At 69.6% G+C, this 20,687-nt stretch carries 19 protein-coding genes; 6 read left to right on the top strand and 13 right to left on the bottom strand.

The window, feature by feature from the left end; all coding sequences use genetic code 11:
• Positions 1-359: 359 nt before the first annotated feature.
• Positions 360-2,300, top strand: coding sequence for a M23 family metallopeptidase (locus tag J7654_RS09175; protein ID WP_209735621.1), 1,941 nt, complete (start codon positions 360-362; stop codon positions 2,298-2,300).
• Between the two features lie 54 nt (positions 2,301-2,354).
• Here the strand turns inward: J7654_RS09175 and J7654_RS09170 are convergent, their stop codons facing one another.
• From J7654_RS09170 to J7654_RS09160, 3 genes are all read right to left on the bottom strand, one after another.
• Positions 2,355-2,618 carry an excalibur calcium-binding domain-containing protein gene (locus J7654_RS09170; RefSeq protein ID WP_209735620.1) on the bottom strand — a complete coding sequence of 88 codons (264 nt, stop codon included), beginning with the start codon at positions 2,616-2,618 and terminating at the stop codon, positions 2,355-2,357.
• Between the two features lie 89 nt (positions 2,619-2,707).
• Complete coding sequence (locus J7654_RS09165) at positions 2,708-3,592, bottom strand: extensin-like domain-containing protein (RefSeq protein WP_209735619.1); 885 nt, start codon at positions 3,590-3,592, stop codon at positions 2,708-2,710.
• 14 nt (positions 3,593-3,606) lie between these two features.
• On the bottom strand, positions 3,607-5,016 hold the full coding sequence (locus J7654_RS09160; RefSeq protein ID WP_209735618.1) for a L,D-transpeptidase family protein: 1,410 nt from the start codon (positions 5,014-5,016) through the stop codon (positions 3,607-3,609).
• Positions 5,017-5,352: 336 nt separating this feature from the next.
• On the opposite strand from J7654_RS09160, the gene J7654_RS09155 reads away from it, so the two are divergent.
• Positions 5,353-5,736, top strand: a complete 384-nt coding sequence (locus J7654_RS09155) for a PRC-barrel domain-containing protein (RefSeq protein WP_209735617.1) — start codon at positions 5,353-5,355, stop codon at positions 5,734-5,736.
• Positions 5,737-5,813: 77 nt separating this feature from the next.
• Here the strand turns inward: J7654_RS09155 and clpB are convergent, their stop codons facing one another.
• The 6 genes from clpB to J7654_RS09125 all read right to left on the bottom strand — a co-directional run bounded on the left by clpB (position 5,814) and on the right by J7654_RS09125 (position 15,603).
• Positions 5,814-8,429, bottom strand: coding sequence for an ATP-dependent chaperone ClpB (gene clpB, locus J7654_RS09150; protein WP_209735616.1), 2,616 nt, complete (start codon positions 8,427-8,429; stop codon positions 5,814-5,816).
• A 176-nt stretch (positions 8,430-8,605) separates the two neighbouring features.
• A complete protein-coding gene (locus J7654_RS09145; RefSeq protein WP_209735615.1) occupies positions 8,606-9,664 on the bottom strand; it encodes a DUF4167 domain-containing protein in 1,059 nt (352 codons plus the stop codon).
• A gap of 312 nt (positions 9,665-9,976) precedes the next feature.
• Positions 9,977-10,891 (bottom strand): peptide chain release factor N(5)-glutamine methyltransferase, encoded by a 915-nt coding sequence (gene prmC / locus J7654_RS09140; protein WP_377946354.1) that lies wholly within the window; start codon positions 10,889-10,891, stop codon positions 9,977-9,979.
• Positions 10,872-11,951, bottom strand: a complete 1,080-nt coding sequence (gene prfA / locus J7654_RS09135; protein ID WP_209735613.1) for a peptide chain release factor 1 — start codon at positions 11,949-11,951, stop codon at positions 10,872-10,874. Before prfA ends, prmC begins: the two co-directional genes overlap by 20 nt.
• A 45-nt stretch (positions 11,952-11,996) precedes the next feature.
• Complete coding sequence (gene ptsP / locus J7654_RS09130) at positions 11,997-14,264, bottom strand: phosphoenolpyruvate--protein phosphotransferase (RefSeq protein ID WP_209735612.1); 2,268 nt, start codon at positions 14,262-14,264, stop codon at positions 11,997-11,999.
• Between the two features lie 79 nt (positions 14,265-14,343).
• On the bottom strand, positions 14,344-15,603 hold the full coding sequence (locus tag J7654_RS09125; protein ID WP_209735611.1) for an aspartate kinase: 1,260 nt from the start codon (positions 15,601-15,603) through the stop codon (positions 14,344-14,346).
• Positions 15,604-15,794: 191 nt separating this feature from the next.
• Here J7654_RS09125 and ubiG point away from each other — a divergent pair, with 191 nt between their 5' ends.
• The 4 genes from ubiG (at position 15,795) to J7654_RS09105 (ending at position 18,693) form a co-directional block, all read left to right on the top strand.
• Positions 15,795-16,538 carry a bifunctional 2-polyprenyl-6-hydroxyphenol methylase/3-demethylubiquinol 3-O-methyltransferase UbiG gene (gene ubiG, locus J7654_RS09120; protein ID WP_209735610.1) on the top strand — a complete coding sequence of 248 codons (744 nt, stop codon included), beginning with the start codon at positions 15,795-15,797 and terminating at the stop codon, positions 16,536-16,538.
• Between the two features lies 1 nt (position 16,539).
• Complete coding sequence (locus tag J7654_RS09115; protein WP_209735609.1) at positions 16,540-17,418, top strand: serine hydrolase domain-containing protein; 879 nt, start codon at positions 16,540-16,542, stop codon at positions 17,416-17,418.
• A 160-nt stretch (positions 17,419-17,578) separates the two neighbouring features.
• Complete coding sequence (locus tag J7654_RS09110; RefSeq protein WP_209735608.1) at positions 17,579-18,055, top strand: hypothetical protein; 477 nt, start codon at positions 17,579-17,581, stop codon at positions 18,053-18,055.
• 155 nt (positions 18,056-18,210) lie between these two features.
• Entirely contained in the window at positions 18,211-18,693 is a 483-nt protein-coding gene (locus J7654_RS09105) for a Dps family protein (RefSeq protein ID WP_209735607.1), read from the top strand.
• A 51-nt stretch (positions 18,694-18,744) separates the two neighbouring features.
• Here J7654_RS09105 and J7654_RS09100 read toward each other — a convergent pair whose 3' ends face one another.
• Genes J7654_RS09100 through J7654_RS09085 form a run of 4 tightly spaced genes read right to left on the bottom strand, consistent with a single transcriptional unit; the run spans position 18,745 to position 20,679 of the window.
• The gene (locus J7654_RS09100) at positions 18,745-19,041 is read right to left on the bottom strand and encodes a DUF1289 domain-containing protein (RefSeq protein ID WP_209735606.1); all 297 of its coding nucleotides are present in this window, start codon (positions 19,039-19,041) and stop codon (positions 18,745-18,747) included.
• A gap of 41 nt (positions 19,042-19,082) precedes the next feature.
• Positions 19,083-19,379 carry a DUF1289 domain-containing protein gene (locus tag J7654_RS09095; RefSeq protein ID WP_209735605.1) on the bottom strand — a complete coding sequence of 99 codons (297 nt, stop codon included), beginning with the start codon at positions 19,377-19,379 and terminating at the stop codon, positions 19,083-19,085.
• On the bottom strand, positions 19,376-19,819 hold the full coding sequence (locus J7654_RS09090; protein ID WP_209735604.1) for a DUF1178 family protein: 444 nt from the start codon (positions 19,817-19,819) through the stop codon (positions 19,376-19,378). Before J7654_RS09090 ends, J7654_RS09095 begins: the two co-directional genes overlap by 4 nt.
• Positions 19,816-20,679, bottom strand: a complete 864-nt coding sequence (locus J7654_RS09085) for a carbon-nitrogen hydrolase family protein (RefSeq protein ID WP_209735603.1) — start codon at positions 20,677-20,679, stop codon at positions 19,816-19,818. The genes J7654_RS09090 and J7654_RS09085 overlap by 4 nt, the downstream gene beginning before the upstream one ends.
• Positions 20,680-20,687: the final 8 nt, after the last annotated feature.

Raw genomic sequence — 20,687 nt, 5'->3', positions numbered from 1 at the left:
AAAAAATCTCTCCCCGGCCCGATTTTTCCCCCGGCCCGATTTTTCTTCTCCAGCGCCCTCCCAGGGCCCGCAGGGCGCTTTCCAATGCACGTGTGCGGGAAAGGGCGGACGGTTGGCCATGGCCGCCCTCCCCTCCCCGCCTTTCATGACGCCCGCGTAGCGCAAGAGCGCGTGAGGAGGAAAGATCCGGGCGGCTCGGGAGCGAGCTCCTGATTGACAGGAGCCCCGCCGAGCGGTCACAACCCTTCCGGGCCGCCCGCCCTCAGGGCAACGCGGCCATGCGTGCCGTTCCTTGCCCGGCCGTGTCGCGATTTCGCCAAGTTGATTGCCGAAGGCCGATGGAAACGCACGGGACCTGAATGAAAGACAGTCGCACCGCCCGCTCCGAGCTTGGGGACGATCCCCCGCTCGTCGCCGACAAGCGCCGCCGCCCGGACCGGCGCCAAGTGTCGGCGCGCTGGCTGGCGGGCACGCTTCTGACGGGCCTCACCTCCACGGCCCTCATGGGCATCGCGCTTTCGGCGGCGCATGACGGGCGCACGAACATGGCCCGCCCGGCCAGCATGGCCGCGATCGCCGCCATCGCGCATGAGGGGGAGCTTCTTCTGGAGCGCGGCGAGCGGGTTTTCGCCACGCCCATCCCGATGCCCCGCTCGCGCCGGACCATCGAGGTGTCGACCGTGACGGTGGAGGGCGAGCGCGAGGTGATCCGCACCCAGCCGCTGGCCTATGCCTCGATGCTGCTCGGTGCGCGCCACGCGCCCAGCCAGGAATATCCCCCCTTCGATCCGCTGAAGGTCTTCGCCGAGGAGGAGCGCGCGAACGAGCGCGCAATCCTCGATCCCTCGCAGATCTACGACGCCAAGGTGGAACCCGACGTCTCGCTGACGATGCAGCCTTTCGACTTCGCGCAGGCGACGAGCGACGGCTACGAGGACATCGGCACGAAGGCGGCGGAGGCGCTGGTGCGCGGCGCCGCCGGCACGCTCGATGCCCTGCCGGTGCAGGTGGCCGCCTTCCAGTCCTTCGATCCCGGCCGGTTCGACGGCGCCTCGGACGTGACGTCCTACGAGCCCGGCTCGGCCTTCCGCATCGTTCAGGAAAACGTCTCCGTCTCGGCCTCGGACGGGCCCGGCACCGGCGCCAAGCGCTATTTCGAGGAGATCGTCCCCTTTCGGGAGGAGCGCTCCATCGCGGAGGCGCTGGAGGAGGCGGGATACGAGGCCGAGGTGGTGGCCCGCGCCGTGAAGCCGCTGGCCGAGGCGCTGCGCGCCGAAACCCTCGCGCCGGGTGACGTTCTGCGCATCGGCCTGCAGGAGGTGGAAGGGGAGCCGGCCCTCGTGCGCCTTTCGGCCTACCGCAAGGAGCGGCACCAGGCGACGGTCGCCATCCATGCGGACGGCCGTTTCGCCCTCGGGCAGGAGCCCGCCTTCAGCCGTTCGGTGGCGCAGGCCTTCGACGAGAACGCCATGGAGGCGCCCATGCGCGCCACCATGCCCAGCGTCTACGACGGCATCTACCAGGCCGCCCTCTCCTACGGGCTGGACGAGCGGCTTTGCCAGTCGCTCATCCGTATGCTCGCCCCGGAGGTGGACTTCCAGGCCCGGCTGACGCCGACCGACAGGCTGACCATCCTCTACTCGCTGGAGGAGGGAAAGGAGCAGGCGAGCGAGGAATCGGAGATCCTGTTCGTGGAGGCGCGCTTCGGCGATTCCACCAAGCGCCTCTACCGCTTCTGGTCGCCCGAGGACGATACGGTCGATTATTACGACGAGGAAGGGCGCAGCGCGCGCCAGTTCCTCCTGCGCAACCCGGTGCCGACCGGCCGCTTCACCTCCAATTTCGGCGAGCGGCGGCACCCCGTCCTCGGCTACAGGCGGATGCATTGGGGCGTGGACTGGGCCGCGCCGCGCGGCACCCCCATCCTGGCGGCGGGCGCCGGCACGGTGGTGCGCGCCGGCTGGTCCAGCGGCTACGGCCGCCAGACCGTGATCCGCCACGCCAACGGCTACGAGACCTCCTATTCCCACCAGCACACGATCGCGGATGGCATCAAGGCCGGCGCCCCCGTCCGGCAGGGGCAGGTGATCGGCACGGTGGGCTCCACGGGCCTCTCCACCGGCAACCATCTGCATTACGAGCTGAGCGTGAACGACAAGCGCGTCGACCCCTTGCGCATCCGCCTGCCGGACAGCCGCTCGCTTCAGGGAGAGGAGCTGGCGCTGTTCGAGCGCGAGCGCAAGCGGATCGACGACCTCCTGCGCGAGAGCGACGAGGAAATGCGGGTGGCCGGGCGCTAAGAGACCGTTTGAGAATTCGACCTGGTCTCCGAATTCTCAAACGGTCTCGAAGGGTCAGCAGCCGATTTCGGCGCGGATTTCGTCCACCTCGGCGAGTGAGCGGCAGACATTCTCGCAAGGGATGCCGTCATTGTCGCCATCGGCCCGGCTATAGCCGTCGCACCACAGGATCACGGCTTCGCGGCAGCTCGAAACGGTCTGGCAGCTCGGCCGCCGCTGCGCGAGGCGCCACTGGCTTTCCAGCCTCTCCTGAGCACTGCCCACGCGCGGCGCATCGGCTCCCGCCATCACCACACCGAGAATCATCACCGTCAGCATCTGCGCCGCCCTGCCCTCAACCGAAGATTGAGATCAGCGAGAACCGGGATCGGAGGCCGAACGCAATTCACGCTCTCGGCAACGGGGCGTTACCGGCAGTAGGTGGAGCCGCGATTACGGGCGGCGATGTCGAAGTGGAAGTGCTCTGCGTGGTCGGCGTCGGTGCCCGGCCCCAGCACCGTCTTGAAGGGCCCGCAGGCCAGGCGGCGGATCTCGGCCAGGAAGCGGTCCTCGGCCGAGCCCGGCTCCTGCGCCCGGATGTCCACCGGGTCGCGGCCGGAAAAGAGGATCGCCGAGATATCCACCGCGCTGCCGCGCGAATGCTCCGAAATGCGCGATTCGGAGGACCGCTCCCGGCAGACATAGGTGGAGGAGTGCCGCAGGCTCTCCGGCCTTCCCCCGTCCAGCGTCTCGGAGGCGGGAACCAGCGCCTCCGCGATCCAGATGTCCAGCGCCAGCGCGGTGCGGCAGAGCATCTGCGTGTCCGGCGAAAGGGTGACCCCGGAGGATGAAGCGGCAAGGGTCACGGGCCGCAGCACCCCGCAATCCTCGTCCGAAAGGCTGGGGCCGATGGTGAAGGTCGCGCCGCGCCGCTCCAGCTCGGCTTCGCAGGCCAGGGCATCCTCGATGGCGGCGGCGGCCGCGACGCTTTCGGCCGGCGTCACCGCCGCCTCGGGCACCTCGGGCGCTTCCCGTTCGGGAGTCGCGCGGGCCTTTTCGGGGGGAACATAGGCCGGGGTTTCCCCCGGTTCGGGCTCCGGCCCGGGCACTGCCTCCGGCGTGGCCTCCTCATCGGGCCCCGGCGCCTCCGGCTCGTTTTCTCCCGCCGTCTCCGGGCGGGGCTCGGGCAGCGGCACGCCGGCTTCGGCGGGCGGGGCGGGGTCGGCCCCCGTCGGCTCTGCTTCCTGCGCGGCGGGCGCCCCGGCCCAGATGAGGAGAAGGGCGAGCGCGGCCCCGAGCGAACCCCTGGCCATCGCCCCGGGCCTCACTACTCGATGAACTCCACCGTGACGCCCGGCGACACCAGCTTGGCCAGTTCCTTGGCGTCCCAGTTGGTCAGCCGGATGCAGCCATAGCTGTTGGTCTTGCCGATCTGCGAAGGCTCCGGCGTGCCGTGGATGCCGTAGGTGGGCTTGGACAGAGCGATCCAGACCGTGCCGACCGGGCCGTTGGGGCCGGGCGGGATGGTGAGGATGCCCGTGTTCTCGCCCTGCTGGAAGTTGATCTTGGGGTTGTAGGTGTAGTTCGGATCGACGGCGATGCGCGTCACCTCCACCGTGCCGGTGGGCGAGGGCGTGGATGACGAGCCGATGGTGGAGGGATAGGCGGCCACGAGATTGCCGGCCGCATCATAGGCGCGCACCTGCGTGCGGCCCTTGTCGGCCTCGATGCGCACCACGGGCGTCGTCACGTTCTGCCCGGTGTTCATCACCTTCAGCATCGTGCCCGGCCGGGAGAAGTCGGCGCCCGGATTGATGTCGATGAGATATTGCTCGTCCATGTGGAAGCGCTCGGCCAGCATCTCCGAGACGCGCTCGTAGGACATGTGGTCGAGAAGCGCCTTCTCGGAATAGTCGCTCGGAATCGAGGCGACATAGGGCCCGCCCACATCCTCGTTGGTAATGGTGTAGGTGGTGATCGCCGGCCCGCCCGTGGCGTCCAGTTCCTCGGCCAGCGCCTGCGGGTTGGTGAAGTCGATCCGGCGCCCGGTCATCTCCTCATAGGCGGCCACGGCCTTGTTGACGTTGGAGCCCATCTTGCCGTCGATCACGCCGGGCGAGGCGCCGGCGCGGTCGAGGATCACCTGGAAGGCGGCGATCTGGGCGCGGGAATCGGGCCCGCTCGGCCCGGCGACGACCGGGGCGGGGTCGCTCTCCTGCTGCTGGATGCCCTCGGCGGGCATGTTCGGGCCGATGGAGCCGGTGGCGTAGGGGTCGGCGCCCGGCGGCACGGCGGCGTCCTGCGAGGGCGCGGAAAGGGGCGCGGAATCGATCGGCCCGTCATAGCCCGGCCCCTCGTAGCTCCATTCCTGGCCATAGGGATCGCTCGGCGCGCCGAAATCGGCGCCGGGCGGGCGGGTGCCCGCGCGCCCTTCCAGCACCGCGCCCGGCGGCGGCGGGCCGTCGAGGATGATGGCGCCGCCGCGCGTGGGGGCGCCGCGCGCCTCCTGGATGGAGACGATGCGCCCATACTCGTCGATGGTGATGACGCGCCCGTACTGGTCGACGAAGCTCTCCCCGCCGCGCTGGGCCGAATCGTAGGATTCGTAATAGGGGCTGTCGCGATAGGGGTCGTAAGCGCGATACGGCTCGTAATACTGCGCCAGCGACGGCCCCCCCAGCCCCGCGAGTATCGCGAGAGAGAAAACCGTCTGGCAGATTTTCGACCGGATCGTCATCGTCACCCCTCCATGCTCTTCGAAACGGGAAATGCGCGAGCCGGCGAAACGTCGCTTTATCCCATTCTTATCCTTAACATTTAGCAAATGAACCGTGCCTGAAGGTCGCCTGCCGTTCATGAATTCCGGCCCCGCGAAGGCGGGCCGATGCCGGCGAGGAGGATCGCCGGAGGGATGGGGGAAACGGGTGTCATGCGGCCCGGCTTCACGAGGATCATCGAGGCCAACGGGTAGGCGGGCGCTGCGGCGCGAGCATGGCGGGCGGGCAAAATTTCGGAACGGCGCGCGCCAGCCCGCGTTTTGCTGTCAGAACGACACTCAGAAGGGAGTGAACTGATGTCCTACACCCCAGCACGCGCGGCGGACGACCTGCAGACCGGCGTCGACGCCATCGAGGCCAGCCGCGTCAACGGCACGAAGGTCTACAACACGCAGGGCGACAGCCTCGGCCATATCTACGACGTCGTGATCGGCAAGCGCGACGGCAAGGTGCGCTACGCCATCATGTCCTTCGGGGGCTTTCTCGGCATCGGCGAGGAATATCACCCGCTGCCGTGGGAGGTGCTGAAATATGACGAGCGCCAGGGCGGCTACGTGGTGGGCCTGACCCGCGACCAGCTCGAAGGCGCGCCGCGCTACGGTGAGGCGAACCGCCCGAGCTGGAACGATGAAGCCTATGGCCGGCGCGTCAGCGACTATTACGGCGTCGCCTATTACTGAGGCGGTCGCGCCTGCATGACGAAAGGGGCGGTCCTTGCGGGCCGCCCCTTTTTCCTTGTCTTGCGCCCGCGCCTTCGTCAGGCCGCCACGCGCTCGCCCGCCGCGTCGCGCTTGGAGCCCACGACGTGGAAGATCAGCCGGTCGGTGCCGGCGGCGATCTTCACGCGGTCCTCGTCCTTCACCTGCCCGAGCAGGATGCGCTCGGCCAGCGGGTCCTGCACCTCGCGCTGGATCACGCGCTTGAGCGGGCGCGCGCCATAGGCGGGGTCGTAGCCGCGGTCGGCCAGCCAGGCCCGTGCGTCCTCGCCCAGTTCCAGAACGATCTCGCGATCCTCCAGCAGGCTTTCCAGCCGCTTCATCTGGATATCGACGATGGCGCCCATCTCCGAACGCTTCAGGCGGTGGAACAGGATGGTTTCGTCCACGCGGTTCAGGAATTCGGGCCGGAACGCCATGCGCACGACCTCCATCACCTTGTCGCGCACCTTGTCGACATCCTCGTCGTCGCCGAGCGCGGTCAGGTAGTCCGCGCCCAGATTGGAGGTCATGACGATCATGGTGTTGCGAAAGTCCACCGTGCGGCCCTGCCCGTCCGTCAGCCGCCCGTCGTCCAGCACCTGGAGCAGGACGTTGAACACGTCGGGATGCGCCTTCTCGATCTCGTCGAACAGGATCACCTGATAGGGCCGGCGGCGAACGGCTTCCGTCAGGACGCCGCCTTCCTCGTAGCCGACATAGCCCGGAGGCGCGCCGATCAGCCGGGCCACGGAGTGCTTCTCCATGAACTCCGACATGTCGAGCCGCACCATCGCGGTCTCCTCGTCGAAGAGGAAGCTCGCCAGCGCCTTGGTCAGCTCCGTCTTGCCCACACCCGTGGGGCCGAGGAAGATGAAGGAGCCGATCGGCCGGTTGGGGTCCTGAAGGCCCGCCCGCGCGCGGCGCACGGCCTTGGACACCGCCTGCACCGCCTCGCCCTGCCCCACGACACGCCTGGCCAGCACGTCCTCCATGCGCAGGAGCTTCTCGCGCTCGCCTTCCAGCATCCGGTCCACCGGAATGCCCGTCCAGCGGGAGACGACCTGCGCCACGTGGTCGGGCGTCACCGTCTCCTCCACCATGGAGCCGTGCCTGTCGGCGGCCTCGGCCTCGGTCAGCTCGCGCTCGAGCTGCGGGATCTCGCCATAGGCAAGCTCGCCGGCGCGCTGGAACTCGCCCTTGCGCTGGGCGATGGCCAGCTCGTTGCGCGCATCCTCCAGCCGCTTCTTGAGGTCGGCGGCGTGGCCGAGCTTCGACTTCTCCGCCTGCCAGGATGCCGTCAGCCGGTCGGATTCCTCCTCCAGGCCCGCCAGTTCCACCTCGAGGCGCTCCAGCCGGGCCCGCGCGCCGTCGTCGTTCTCCTTCTTCAGCGCCTCGCGCTCGATCTTGAGCTGCACGACGCGCCGGTCGATCTCGTCCAGCGCCTCGGGCTTGGAATCCACGGCCATGCGCAGGCGCGCGGCGCCCTCGTCCACGAGGTCGATGGCCTTGTCGGGCAGGAAGCGGTCGGTGATGTAGCGGTTGGAAAGCTGCGCGGCGGCCACCAGCGCGCTGTCGGAGATGCGCACCTTGTGGTGCTGCTCGTACTTCTCCTTCAGGCCGCGCAGGATGGAGATCGTGTCCTCCACCGTCGGCTCGGAGACGAAGACGGGCTGGAAGCGCCGGGCCAGCGCCGGGTCCTTCTCCACATGCTTGCGGTACTCGTCCAGCGTGGTCGCGCCGACGCAGTGCAGCTCTCCGCGCGCGAGGGCGGGCTTCAACAGGTTGGAGGCGTCCATCGCCCCGTCCGCCTTGCCGGCGCCCACCAGCGTGTGCATCTCGTCGATGAACAGGATGATGCCGCCATCGGAGGACGTCACCTCCGACAGGACCGACTTCAGCCGCTCCTCGAATTCGCCGCGATATTTCGCGCCCGCGATCAGCGCGCCCATGTCGAGCGCCATCAACTGCTTGTCGCGCAAGCTCTCGGGCACATCGCCATTGACGATGCGCAGCGCCAGCCCTTCGGCGATGGCGGTCTTGCCCACGCCCGGCTCGCCGATCAGAACGGGATTGTTCTTGGTGCGGCGCGAAAGGACCTGGATGGTGCGGCGGATCTCGTCGTCGCGCCCGATCACCGGGTCGAGCTTGCCCTCGCGCGCGCCGGCGGTCAGGTCGCGCGCGTACTTCTTCAGCGCGTCGTAACCCTGCTCGGCGGAGGCGGAGTCGGCGGTGCGGCCCTTGCGGATATCGTTGACGGCGGCGTTGAGCGCCTGCGGCGTCACCCCTGCCTTCTCCAGGATAGAAGCGGTTTTGGCCGAGCGCTCCATGGCCAGCGCCAGGAGCAGGCGCTCGACCGTCACGAAGCTGTCGCCGGCCTTCCGGGCGATCTCCTCGGCGGTGGCGAAGACCTTGGCCAGCGCGGGCGCCAGATACATCTGGCCAGCGCCGCCGGACACTTTCGGCATCGCCTCCAGAGCCGCGTCCACGCCCAGGCGCACGTCCTGCGGACGGCCCCCTGCGCGTTCGATCAGGCCCGTCGCCATGCCCTCGTCGTCATCGACCAGCGCCTTCAGGAGGTGTTCGGGCGAGAACTGCTGGTGGTCGCGGGTCAGGGCCGCGGCCTGCGCCGCCTGCACGAAGCCGCGCGCGCGCTCGGTGTATTTTTCCATGTTCATTCGTCGCATCTCCGTTCGCCCGGCCACCCGCCCTGCGGCATGGTCGGAATTGTTGGGAGGCGGACCCCGCGAAGGGCGGCCCGTCGCGATTCATATGGGATGGCGCGCGCGGCGCAAAAAGACGTTTCCACGAAAAAGCCCGCCAAAATGGCGGGCTTTTCCGATGCGTTCGAGGCTCAGTCCTCGGAGGCGAGGAGGAAGGCGGGAAGGCCGCCCTCGCCGCCTGCCTCCTCGTCCGGCTTCTTCTTGCGCGGGCGGCCGGGGCGGCGCTTGGCCGGGGCCTCTTCCGCCGCCGCTTCAGGCGCCGGGGCCTCGGCCGCCGCCGCGCGGGTGGTGCGGCGGCGGCGCGCAGGCGCGGCCGCCGCATCGGCCGCTGCCGGCGAGTGCGCCTCGATGCTGGCCGGAGACTCGGTGGCGGGCGAGGGAATCTCGGCCGTCACTTCCGCCGGCTTGTCCTCGCCGCGCCGCGGGCGCGCGCGCCGGCGCGGAGCGGCCTCCTGCGGGGCCGCCTCCTCGGCGACCGGGGCGGGCGCGGGCGCCGCGACGTCGAGCGGGCGCTCCTCGCTCACCGGCTGCTGAGCATCGCCTTCGCGCTCGCCCTCCTCGCGGCCACGGCTGAAGCGCTCCTCGAAACGGCGCTCGCCGCGCGGGCGCTCGCGGCGCTGGCGCAAGCCGTTCTCGCCGCCGCCCTCGCCGCCTTCGCCCTCGCCGCGCGCATAGGGCTGCGGCCCGGTGCCCTGCGGCCTGTCGCGCCGCTCGCCGCGATCGCCCCGCTCGTTCCTCTCGCGAAACTCGCGACGTCCGTTGCCGTCGCGATTGTTGTTCTCGCGGTTCTGGCCGTTGTTGAAGCGCTCGCCCTGCGGACGATCGCCCTGGACACGCTCGTTCTGGGAGCGCTCGGCCCCGTTGAAGCCGGCCTCGGCGCCGTCCTCGCCCTCGTCCTCGTCACCCTCGGATTCGAAGTCGCGGTCATTCTGGCTGGGCTGGAAGGACCCTTGCGCGGCGGCGACGATGCGGCCGTAATGCTCGGCGTGCTGGAGGTAGTTCTCGGCCATGACGCGGTCGCCGGAGGAGGAAGCGTCGCGGGCGAGCGTGGCGTATTTCTCCGCGATATGCTGCGCCGTACCCCGGATCTTCACGTCCGGGCCGTTCGACTCGTAGCTGCGAGACAGCGGATTGGGGCCCTTGCGCCCGCCACGTCCCCGCATCCGCTTGTTCTGCTGTCCTGGCCTCATGCTCTTCCTGTCTCTGGATCGTCCGGCGCTCTTTGCCGGCGGGGCCCATCATTGCGGACCATTCCCTTCGCGGAATCGCCCGGCACGAATCATGTTTGGAGACGCGGCGCGCACAAGCTGACAGACCGGGCGCGAAGCTCTCTCGTGATTTTCGTTTATGCTGCCGGACGATCCGATCGCCGGCACTGGACGGGTTGGGTGCCTTGATCTCGTTCCCGACCGCGCTTCGGCCATTTAGGCCGGCGCTTCGAAGGGACGCCCCCTCGATCACTTCCGTCTCTTCACTCCGTCATTAGTGGCTTCAAGCCGGTCTCACAAGGCTTTCATCTCGAAAAATGCACCTTTTCCCGTGTTTCGGGCCTCCCGGCGAAGGTTGAACCAGAGCGCGCGGACATGGCCGCCCAGATCGGCGGCGTGTTCGCAGAGTTCGAAACCGGCCGCCTCGGCCAGTCCGGTCACGTCCCCGGCCTGTCCCGCGCCGATCTCCAGGAGCAGCGCGCCGCCCTCCCCCAGAAGCCCGCGCGCCTCGTCCACGATGCGCCGGTAGGCGTCGAGGCCGTCGGGGCCGCCGTCCAGCGCCAGGCGCGGGTCGTGCTCGCGCACATGCGCATCGAGCCCGGCAATGTCCGCGCTCGGTATATAGGGAGGGTTGGAGACGATCGCATCCAGCCGCCCGCCGATGGCGGAAAGATAGTCCGAGGCGACGGGGTGGAACCGGGCGCGCACGCCCGCTTGGTCGGCGTTGCGCCGGGCCGTGGCGAGCGCGCCCTCGGCCAGGTCCAGCGCCAAACCCTGCGCGCGCGGAAAAAGCGCCAGCAGCGAGACGGCGATGGCGCCCGAGCCGGTGCCCACGTCCGCGAAGAGGATGTCCTCGCGCAGGCCGCGAAAGGCGCGCGCGGCCAGCTCCACCAGCACCTCGGTGTCCGGGCGCGGCTCCAGCGTGTCGGCGGACAGCTCGAACTCGTGCGCGAAGAAGTCGCGGCGGCCCAGAATGCGATGAACGGGCTCGCCGGCCAGCCGCCGCGCCAGCAGCGCATCGAAGCGCGCCGCCCGGCCCGGCTCCACCGGCTCCGGCGCGCGCAGGAAGAGCCCGGCGGCGTCGAGCCCGAGCGCCTCCTGCGCCAGAAGCCGCGCGTCGAGATCGGGGCTCTCCAGCCCTCCCGCCCGCAGCCGCGCGCGCGCGCGCGCCAGAAGCGCGCCCAGCGTCTCAGCCATCGCCGCCGACAGCGGCCAGCAGCGCCGCCTGGTGGTCGGCCAGCAGCGCCTCCACCAGCTCGTCCATCTCCCCCTCGATCACCCGGTCGAGCTTGTAGAGCGTCAGGTTGATCCGGTGGTCCGTCACGCGCCCCTGCGGGAAATTGTAGGTGCGGATGCGTTCGGAACGGTCGCCCGAGCCGACCTGGCTGCGGCGCGCGGCCGAGCGCTCGTCGTCCGCCTTCTGCCGCTCCATGTCGTAGAGCCGGGCCTTGAGCACCTGCATGGCGCGCGCCCTGTTCTGGTGCTGCGACTTTTCCGAGGAGGTCACGACGATGCCGGTCGGCAGATGGGTGATGCGCACCGCCGAATCGGTGGTGTTGACGTGCTGGCCGCCCGCGCCGGACGCGCGCATCGTGTCGATGCGGATGTCCTCGGGCCGCACCTCGATGTCGATGTCCTCCGCTTCGGGCAGCACGGCCACGGTGGCGGCCGAGGTGTGGATGCGGCCGGAGGATTCAGTGGCCGGCACGCGCTGCACCCGGTGGACACCCGATTCGAACTTGAGGCGGGAGAACACGCCCTGGCCCTTCACCGAGGCGATCACCTCCTTGTAGCCGCCCACCTCGCCTTCCGAGGCGTCGAGCACCTCCACCTTCCAGCGGTTCAGCTCGGCATAGCGCTGGTACATGCGGAAGAGATCGCCGGCGAAGAGCCCGGCCTCCGAGCCGCCGGTGCCGGCCCGGATCTCCAGGATCGCACCCTTCTCGTCGGCCGCGTCCCTGGGCAGGAGCAGGATGAGGATTTCCCGCGAGAGCCTCTCGATGCGCTCCTCCACCTCGCCGAGCTCGGCGGCGGCCAGGTCGCGCATCTCGCGGTCGCTGGCCGGGTCCTCCATCATGGCGCGCAGCTCGTCGCGCTCGCGCCCGGCGGCCTGGTGGGCGCGGATGGCCGCGACCACGCCTTCCAGCCCGGCATATTCGGCGGCGAGCTTCGAGTAGACCTCATGGGCCGGCCCCCGCGCCATCTCGCTCTCCAGATAGGCGGAGCGTTTGAGGATTTCGGTCATCGTGGCTTGGGGCAGAATCGCCATGGGTCGTCGCTGCGTCCGAAGGGAGCGGGCCGGCCGGGGCCGGGCTCAAAGGGGGATGGAGTGGCTCGTCGCGTAGTCCTCGAGGAAGCGGCGCAGCGTGGTGCGCCGCCGTCCGTCCGCGAGGAAGGCCGTCATCTTCGCCTCGAGATCGGCGATGTCGAGTTCGATCAGCATCGCCTTCACCGGGCCGATGGCCGAGGAGGTCATGGAGATGGAGCGGAAGCCGAGCCCGAGCAGCGCCATGGCCGAGAGCGGACGCCCGGCCATCTCGCCGCACAGCGTCACGCCCACCGAATTGCGCCGCCCCGCCTCCACGATGTCCCTCAGCGCCTTGGCGAAGGGCGGAGACAGGTCGTCGAAGCGGTTCGCCACCTGCGCGTTGCCCCGGTCCACCGCGAAGAAGAACTGGAACAGGTCGTTGGAGCCCACGGAGACGAAATCGACGAGCTGCATCAGCTCGTCGAGCTGGTAGAGGATCGAGGGGACCTCGATCATCGCGCCCAGTTGCAGCCGGTGCGGCAGGTGGTGGCCGAAGCGCGTGAGGTGCTTGAACTCGCGGCTGATGAGATCGCGCGCCTGGCGCATCTCCGACAGGTCGGAAACCATCGGCACCATGATGCGCAGGTCGCGCCCGCTCGCCGCGCGCATCAGCGCGCGCAGTTGCGTGCGCATCAGCCCCGGCCGGTCCAGCGCCAGCCGCAGCGCCCGGTAGCCGAGCGCGGGGTTCTCCTCCGGCGACTGGTGCAGATAGGGCAGCACCTTGTCGCCGCCGATATCGAGGGTGCGGAAGGTCACGGGCCGCTCGCCCGCCGCCTCCAGCACCGCGGCGTAGAAGCGCTCCTGCTCGCTGGCGCGCGGCATGGCCGAGGCGATCATGAACTGAAGCTCGGTGCGGAAGAGGCCGATGCCCGCCGCCCCGGCCTGGTCCAGATGCGGCAGGTCCACCAGCAGCCCGGCATTCATCATCAGGTCCACGTCCTGCCCGTCGCGCGAGCGGGCGGGCGTGTCGCGCAGCGCGCGGTAGCGCTCCTGGCGCCGCGCGCGGAACTCGACGCGTTCGGCAAAGACGCTCTCCACGTCGGCGGGCGGGCGCAGATGCACGATGCCCTCCTCGCCGTCGACGAGGATCGCATCGCCGTTCTCGGCCATGGAGACGACGCCCTTGGCCTGCCCCACCACCGGAATGCCCAGCGCGCGCGCCACGATCACCACGTGGCTCGTGGCCGCGCCCTCCTCCAGCACGAGGCCGCGCACCTGCTCGCGGCGGTAGTCCAGAAGCTCGGCCGCGCCCATGGAGCGGCACACGAGGATGGCGTCGCCCTGCGTCTCGGGCGCGAAGGGGTCGTCGCCGCGGCCCATGAGCTGGCGCAGCAGGCGGTTGGCCAGGTCGTCGAAATCGTTCAGCCGCTCGCGGATATAGGGGTCGCTCATGTGCATCATGCGCGCGCGCATGTCGCTCTGCACCTTCTCGACCGAGGCCTCGGCCGTCAGGCCGTTGCGCACGGCCTCCTCCAGCCGGCGCACCCAGCCCCGGTCATGGGCGAACATGCGGTAGGCCTCCAGCACCGCGCGATGCTCGCCGTCCGCCGCCATGTCGCGGCGCGCCAGCATGTCCTCCACCGAGATGCGCAGCTCCGCCAGGGCCTTGTGCAGGCGGTCGATCTCGGCCTCGACATCCTCGTTGAAGAGGTTGGTGACGACGACGCGCGGCTCGTGCAACACCACGTGGCCGAGCCCGATGCCCTCCGCCAGCCCCGTGCCCTCGAAATGGGCCGGCCGCGAAAGGTCGAGCACGACGCCCGGCCGCGAGACGCCTTCCAGGCTCCCGGCGGCGATCATCTCGGCCACGACCATGGCCACCGTCTCCAGCGCCTCGGCCTCCTCGTCGCGGTAGAGGCGGTTGGCGCGGTTCTGGATGACGAGCGTGCCCAGCGTCCGGCCGGCGCGCAGGATGGGCACGCCCAGGAACGAGTTGTAGATCTCCTCGCCCGTCTCCGGCAGGTAGGTGAAGGCGGGGTGCTTCTGCGCGTCGTTGAGGTTGAGCGGCCGGGCCGTGGCGGCGATGGTGCCCACAAGGCCCTCGCCGAGGCGCAGTTGCGCCAGATGCACCGAGCCCGGATTGAGGCCCTGCGTGGCGTAGAGCTCCAGCACCCCGTCGGCGCGCAGCACGTAGAGCGAGCACACCTCGGCCGCCATCGTCGCGGCGATCTGCCGCACGATCTCGTCCAGCCGCGCCTGGGGGTCCAGCGGATCGGCCATCAGTTCGCGCATCTTGCGCAAGAGGACGCGGGGCCCTAGGGAATCGCTTCGCATCAGAGGCGTCTTCCGTCCAAGGGGTCGGGCTCGCTCGCCTGGGCGGGCGATTCGGCCGGGATGGCGATAATCGCCGGGGTCAGACCGGAGCTTTGTCGAGACCGTAGACGGAATGCAAGGTCCGCACCGCGAGCTCGGAGAACTCGCCGTCGATCAGGATGGATATCTTGATCTCGGAGGTGGTGATGGCGCGGATGTTGATGCCGCGATCGGCCAGCGCCTTGAAGGCCGTGGCCGCCACGCCCGTGTGGCTCCTCATGCCGATGCCGATCACCGAGACCTTGGTCAGCCCCTTGTCGGACTGGATGACGTCGAAGCGCATCTCGGAGCGGGCGTCCTCGATGACCTTGACCGCCTTGGGCAGGTCGCCGGCCGGCACGGTGAAGGTCATGTCGGTGCGCGTGCCGTCCTCGGAGACGTTCTGCACGATCATGTCCACGTTGACCCCGGCCTCGGCCAGCGGCCCGAAGATGGAGGCGGCGACGCCTGGGCGGTCCTCCACGCGGCGCAGCGAGATCTGCGCCTCGTCCTTGGCGTAGGCGATGCCGGTGACGACCTGCTGTTCCACGATCTCGTCCTCGTCGCAAATGAGGGTTCCGGGCGGATTGAGTAAATCGCCCATGCCGGGGGCGTCCGGGTCCTCGAAGGAGGACCGCACGAAGGTGCGCACCTTGTGGACCATGGCCAGTTCCACCGAGCGCACCTGCAGCACCTTGGCGCCGAGCGAGGCCATCTCCAGCATCTCCTCGAAGGAGATGCGCGCCATGCGCCGGGCCTTGGGCTCGATGCGCGGGTCGGTGGTGTAGACGCCGTCCACGTCCGTATAGATGTCGCAGCGGTCCGCCTTCAGCGCGGCGGCCAGCGCCACGGCCGAGGTGTCGGAGCCGCCGCGCCCCAGCGTGGCGATGCGGTTGTCGGGCGCGATGCCCTGGAAGCCGGCGACCACGGCCACCTGCCCCTCGCCGAAGCGGCGCACGATTTCCGCGCCCTCGATCTCCTGGATGCGCGCGGCGCCGTGCTGGCCGTCCGTGCGGATGGGGATCTGCCAGCCGGTCCAGGAGCGCGCGTTCACGCCCATGCGCTGGAGCGTGATCGCCAGGAGCCCCGCCGTCACCTGCTCGCCGGAGGCCACCACGGCATCGTACTCGCGCGCGTCGTGCATCGGCGAGGCCTGCCGGCACCATTCCACCAGCTCGTTGGTCTTGCCGGACATGGCCGAGACCACCACGGCGACCTGATGGCCGGCATCGACCTCGCGTTTGACGTGGCGCGCGACATTGGCGATGCGGTCGATGTCGGCGACCGAGGTGCCGCCGAATTTCAGAACGAGACGGGCCATGAATTGGGTCGACGGGCTGGCGGCGGATGGGTTTCGCCGGCGGGAAAAGGGCTCGCGACCGGCACGAGGCCGATGACGAAAACGCGAGGGCTCCCTAGCCGAAACGCGGCCTCCCCGCAAGGATCGGCGCGCGGCTTGACTTTGCCGGCCAACGCGGAACATGCCGGGGCAAACGCGAAAGGGACCAACCGATGAGCCATTCGGGTGCGACGACGATCGACGCGGCGGAGGTCGAGCGCTTCTCGCGCCTTGCCGCCGAATGGTGGAATCCGGCCGGCAAGTTCAAGCCGCTGCACAAGTTCAACCCGGTGCGCCTCGCCTATATCCGCGAGGAGGTGGGCCTGAACTTCGGGCTGGACCCGAAGGCGGATCGCCCCTTCGAGGGCCTGTCCATGCTGGACATCGGCTGCGGCGGCGGGCTCATCTGCGAGCCGCTGGCGCGGCTGGGCGCCAGCGTCACGGGCGTCGATGCCTCCTCCACCAATATCGAGGTCGCGCGGCTCCACGCGAGCGAAAGCGGCGTGCCGGTGGATTACCGCGCCACCACGGCCGAAGCGCTGGACCAGGCCGGCGAGCGCTACGACGTGGTGCTGGCGCTGGAGGTGGTGGAACACGTCTCCGACGTGGACCTGTTCCTCACCTCGGCCGCCAACATGGTGAAGCCCGGGGGCCTCCTCTTCGTCGCCACCATCAACCGCACCTTCAAGGCGCTGACCTTCGCCATCGTGGGGGCGGAGTACGTGCTGGGCTGGCTGCCGAAGGGCACGCATCAATATTCCAAGCTGGTGACGCCGGCCGAGATCAAGGCCCCCGTGACGCGCGCCGGCCTGGCGATGATCGACGAGACCGGCGTCGTCTACCACCCCCTCGCCGACGAATGGCGCCGCGCGAGAGACATGGACGTCAACTACATGGTTCTGGCCAGAAGGGGCTGAGATGGCTTCCCGTCCCCATGCGGCGCTGATCGGCGCCGATGGACGCGTCATCGTCGAATCCTCTCGTGACTTCGTGCCATGGTGGAGCTTCACCAAGACGCTCATCGCCACGCTGGCCCTGAAGCTTGCGGGAGAGGGGCGCCTCGATCTCGACGCGCCCATGCACGATCCGCGCTACACGCTTCGCCAGGTGCTGCACCACACCGCCGGCCTGCCGGACTATGCGGGTCTTGCGGCCTACCAGGCGGCGGTCGCGGCCGAAGAGGCCCCCTGGAGCGACGGCGAGCTCCTGTCCCGCACCGAGGCGCGCAGGCTCCGCTTCGAGCCCGGCGAAGGCTGGCGATATTCCAATATCGGCTATCTCCTGGCCCGCCGCCGCCTCGAGGCGGCGGGTGGCCGATCACTCGCCTCGCTGCTGCGCGAAACCATCTTCCTTCCGCTGTCGCTCACCGAACCGGTCCTGGCCGAGACGGCCTCGGACATGGCCGGCCTCGCCCTCCCGCCGCCTCATGCCTACGATCCCGGCTGGGTCTTCCATGGAACGGTCATCGGCCCGGCAGGCGATGCGGCCCGCTGCCTCCACGCAATTCTGGAGGGCGGGTTGCTGGCGCCGCGGGAACTCGGCCAGCTTCTCGCCATCCGCTCGCTCGGCGGCCCCCTCCCCGAACGGCCCTGGCTCGCCACGGGCTACGGGCTGGGCGTGATGGCCGGGCCGGTGCCGGGGGCGGAGGCGGCGGGCCATTCCGCCGGCGGACCCGGTAGCGTCGGGGCAGTCTACCGCTTCAAGGGCGCGGGGCGCACCGCCATCGCCGCCGTCTTCGGAGACTATCGCCACGAGGGCGAAGCCGAGTTCGAGGCGATGCGCCTCGCCTCTCGCTAAGCCCACCCGGGCCTCGCATTGGCGGGCGCACCCCGTGGAGGCGCGCGCGGTGCCGAAGCTTTGCACGCCCCCGCGCGATCTGCTAATACCTGCGAAACGCAGTCAACATTCTTCGGGCAGGCCGCCGTCAGGGCCGGAATGCCCGGACACAGGATCGTTCATGGCCGCATTGCTCCGCACCGAGACAGCCTCTCCCGCCGGCCGGACCGTGCTGGCCTTTCCGGGATGTCCGACCGCGCAGCGGCTGGGGCAGGAGCATGGCCTCAGCGAGGCGCAGGCGGTCGAGCTGGACAGGCTGCGCTGGCTGGCGCTGCGCGCCCGGCTCGCGCCCAAGCCCGATCTGGAGCGCGCCTGCTTCCTGCTGGCCGGTGGGCAGGACGGTTCCCTCTCCCGATTCTCCAACGCCTTCTTCCGGGGCCTCGCCGACGGCGCCATTCGCGAAATGTGCTTCTACCGGCCCGGCACGCGCCGGCCGAGCGACGACGAGATCTGGCTGATCCGCCTCGTCGGCGCCTGGCGCGCGGGGGAGGAGAAGGCCGCCGCCGCGCTCGTCTCCTGGCGCGTGCGCCCGGCGCAGCGGCGCTGGATGCGCTTTCTTTCGGCCGGCCTCGTGCGCGCCCTCGACGGACGGAACTGAATCCGGCGCGGCCGGATTGACGGGCGACGGGATTTTTCGGCACGCCAGTTTAGAATGATTCAAAAGAGGCTTGATCACGATATCGATCGAGCCTAGATTGGAACCATTCCAAAGAGAGCGGCCGGCCCGATGCCGGCACGAGACAGGAGAGCATCATGGGACTGGTCGCAGCCAAGATCGAGCCGAGCGCCAAGGAAGACATCGTCGGCGGGCTGACGCAGGCGCTTGCCGAGACCGCCGTGGAAACCCTCAAGGCGCAGAACTTCCACTGGAACGTCACCGGCATGGCCTTCGGCCCCCTGCACGAGCTGTTCCAGAAGATCTACGAGGACCATTTCGAGGCGCAGGACACGCTGGCCGAGCGCATCAAGGCGTTCGACGTTCATGCCGAAGGCCGCTATTCGGTCTATCTGGAGCGCTCCGCCATCGAGGAGCATGACGGGCGCACCGACGCCCGGACCATGATCGAGGTGCTCCTGAAGGATCAGGAGACCCTGTCCTCCACGCTTTCGGCGCTGGCGCAGGTAGCCGAGGAGCATGGCGACTGGGCGACCAACGACCTGGCCACGAACCGCATCGAGGTTCACGACAAGTTCGCCTGGTTCCTGCGCGCGCACCTGAAGACCACCGCCGCCTGAGCGGTTCGCCATCGAGATGAAAAAACCCGCCGGGTCGCCCCGGCGGGTTTTTCATGACGCCTGTCGCTCCGCCGGCCCGGGGTCCAGCGGGCACGGCACGCCCTCGCGCTCGCATTTGCGGCGATAGGCGATCGCCCAGAAGGCCGGATTCCTGTGCTCGGCGGTCAGCCTGGCCAGCAGCGCCTCGAAGAAGGCGCGCTTGCGCTCCGCGCCACCGGAGGCCGGAAAGGCGTCCTTCTCCGCCTTCGTCATCATGCAGCCCACGCAGCGGCCCTGCCGCTTGTATTTGCACACATCGACGCAGGGAGAGGGAGCCTGCGCCCAGACTTCGTCCGGAATATCGCTCACTGGGAGTTCGGGCCCTTCGTGGAAGACTGGAATTCTTCCAGTTAGGCAGCCTCGCGCTCGCTTTCCAGCCTGTCGAGCGGGCAAGGCCGTTCGCGGCGCTCGCATCGGCGCCGGTACATGCGCGTCCAGTAGGCCAGCCGCCCCCTCGCCTCCAGCCGCCCCATCAGCTCGTGGAAGAAGGCCATCTTGTGCGCCTTCTTCTTCAGCCGCTTGAAGGCTTTCTTCTCCGGCCGCGTCATCTGGCAGCCCAGGCATCGCCCTTCGTCGCGGAACTTGCACACGCCGATGCAGGGGCTGGGGGCCTTCTTCCAGACCTTCGCCCGTTTGGACTCGCTCAATGCCCGTCCTCGGGCAGCGCCGGCAGCGGCAGGGCGGGGATGCCATCCTCGGCCAGCGCCTTCACTTCCGCGCCCGACGCCTCGCCATAGATGCGCCGCTCCTGCGCCTCGCCGAAATGGATGCGCCGCGCCTCCTGCGCGAAATCGCGGCCGACATATTCGGAGTTCGCCCGCACCTCGCGCGCCATCTCCTGCAATTTCGCATAGGCCCGGGCCAGCTCGGCCGGAGCGCCCGTCACGGCCTGCGGGCCGGAGGCGGCGGGCGCCTCCTTCCCTGTGGCGAGCGCGGGGGCCATGAGCGCCTTGGCAACGCTCTGCGAGCCGCAGGCCGGGCACTGCACGAGGCCGCGCGCGCACTGCGCGTCGAAATCCTCGCCCGATCGGAACCACCCGTCGAAGCCGTGGCCGGCGGGCTCGCAACGAAGCTGGAAGTGGATCATGCGCCGGCAGCCCCGGCCGGCTCGCCCACCGTGAAGGGGCGCCGGTTCTTCAGGGCGGGAATCTTGCCGCGCGCGGAGGCGACCTCGGCCATGTCGATCTCGGCCAGCGCGATGCCCGGTTCGTCGCCGTCCACCTCCGCGATCACCCGCCCCCATGGATCGACGATCAGCGAATGGCCGTAGGTCTCTCGCCCGTCCTCATGCAGCCCGCCCTGGGCGGCCGCCACCATGAAGGCGCCGTTCTCGATGGCGCGGGCGCGCAGCAGCACGTGCCAATGCGCCTCGCCCGTCTGCCGGGTGAAGGCGGCGGGCGCCGTCAGGATCTGCGCGCCCGCCAGCGCCTGCGCCCGGAAGATTTCGGGAAAGCGCATGTCGTAGCACACGGCGAAGCCCAGCCGCGCCTCGGCGCCGCCGGGCGCGATGTCGGCAAGGCTCGCCCTGGCGCCCGGCGCATAGGTGCGCGATTCGCGCCAGCTCTCGCCATTGTCGAGATCCACGTCGAACATGTGGATCTTGTCGTAGGTCTGGATGCGCGCGCCGTCGGGCCCGAACAGGAAGGCGCGGTTGGCGGCCATGCCGCCCGGCGCGGCCACCGCGCTCGAGCCGATATGCAGGACGATGCCGTGCGTCCGGGCCAGGCCCGAGGCCGCCGTTACGACGGGGTCCTCGTCCTCATCCCTCAAATTCGCCAGAAGCTGCTCGCGCTCCCGGCAGAGCGCGCCGGTCATCTCGGGCGTCTGCACGTAATGGGCGCCCGCGCGCGCCGCCTCGCCCACAAGGCGCTCCAGCGCCTCGATGTTGCCGGCGGGGTCCAAGCCCGAGCGCATCTGCACCACGGCGGCCTTGAAGCGTGTGGGCATGGGCGCCG

Source organism: Aureimonas populi (assembly GCF_017815515.1).
GTDB lineage: Bacteria > Pseudomonadota > Alphaproteobacteria > Rhizobiales > Rhizobiaceae > Aureimonas > Aureimonas populi.
The sequence above is the reverse complement of the archived record's forward strand: the minus strand, read 5'-3'. Positions and strand labels throughout refer to the sequence as shown.

Bases quoted from the DNA above. Each gene is read 5' to 3' on its own strand.
- J7654_RS09175 (WP_209735621.1), top strand. From the start codon at position 360: ATGAAAGACAGTCGCACCGCCCGCTCCGAGCTTGGGGACGATCCCCCG.
- J7654_RS09170 (WP_209735620.1), bottom strand. From the start codon at position 2,618: ATGCTGACGGTGATGATTCTCGGTGTGGTGATGGCGGGAGCCGATGCG.
- J7654_RS09165 (WP_209735619.1), bottom strand. From the start codon at position 3,592: ATGGCCAGGGGTTCGCTCGGGGCCGCGCTCGCCCTTCTCCTCATCTGG.
- J7654_RS09160 (WP_209735618.1), bottom strand. From the start codon at position 5,016: ATGACGATCCGGTCGAAAATCTGCCAGACGGTTTTCTCTCTCGCGATA.
- J7654_RS09155 (WP_209735617.1), top strand. From the start codon at position 5,353: ATGTCCTACACCCCAGCACGCGCGGCGGACGACCTGCAGACCGGCGTC.
- clpB (WP_209735616.1), bottom strand. From the start codon at position 8,429: ATGAACATGGAAAAATACACCGAGCGCGCGCGCGGCTTCGTGCAGGCG.
- J7654_RS09145 (WP_209735615.1), bottom strand. From the start codon at position 9,664: ATGAGGCCAGGACAGCAGAACAAGCGGATGCGGGGACGTGGCGGGCGC.
- prfA (WP_209735613.1), bottom strand. From the start codon at position 11,951: ATGGCGATTCTGCCCCAAGCCACGATGACCGAAATCCTCAAACGCTCC.
- ptsP (WP_209735612.1), bottom strand. From the start codon at position 14,264: ATGCGAAGCGATTCCCTAGGGCCCCGCGTCCTCTTGCGCAAGATGCGC.
- J7654_RS09125 (WP_209735611.1), bottom strand. From the start codon at position 15,603: ATGGCCCGTCTCGTTCTGAAATTCGGCGGCACCTCGGTCGCCGACATC.
- ubiG (WP_209735610.1), top strand. From the start codon at position 15,795: ATGAGCCATTCGGGTGCGACGACGATCGACGCGGCGGAGGTCGAGCGC.
- J7654_RS09115 (WP_209735609.1), top strand. From the start codon at position 16,540: ATGGCTTCCCGTCCCCATGCGGCGCTGATCGGCGCCGATGGACGCGTC.
- J7654_RS09110 (WP_209735608.1), top strand. From the start codon at position 17,579: ATGGCCGCATTGCTCCGCACCGAGACAGCCTCTCCCGCCGGCCGGACC.
- J7654_RS09105 (WP_209735607.1), top strand. From the start codon at position 18,211: ATGGGACTGGTCGCAGCCAAGATCGAGCCGAGCGCCAAGGAAGACATC.
- J7654_RS09090 (WP_209735604.1), bottom strand. From the start codon at position 19,819: ATGATCCACTTCCAGCTTCGTTGCGAGCCCGCCGGCCACGGCTTCGAC.
- J7654_RS09085 (WP_209735603.1), bottom strand. From the start codon at position 20,679: ATGCCCACACGCTTCAAGGCCGCCGTGGTGCAGATGCGCTCGGGCTTG.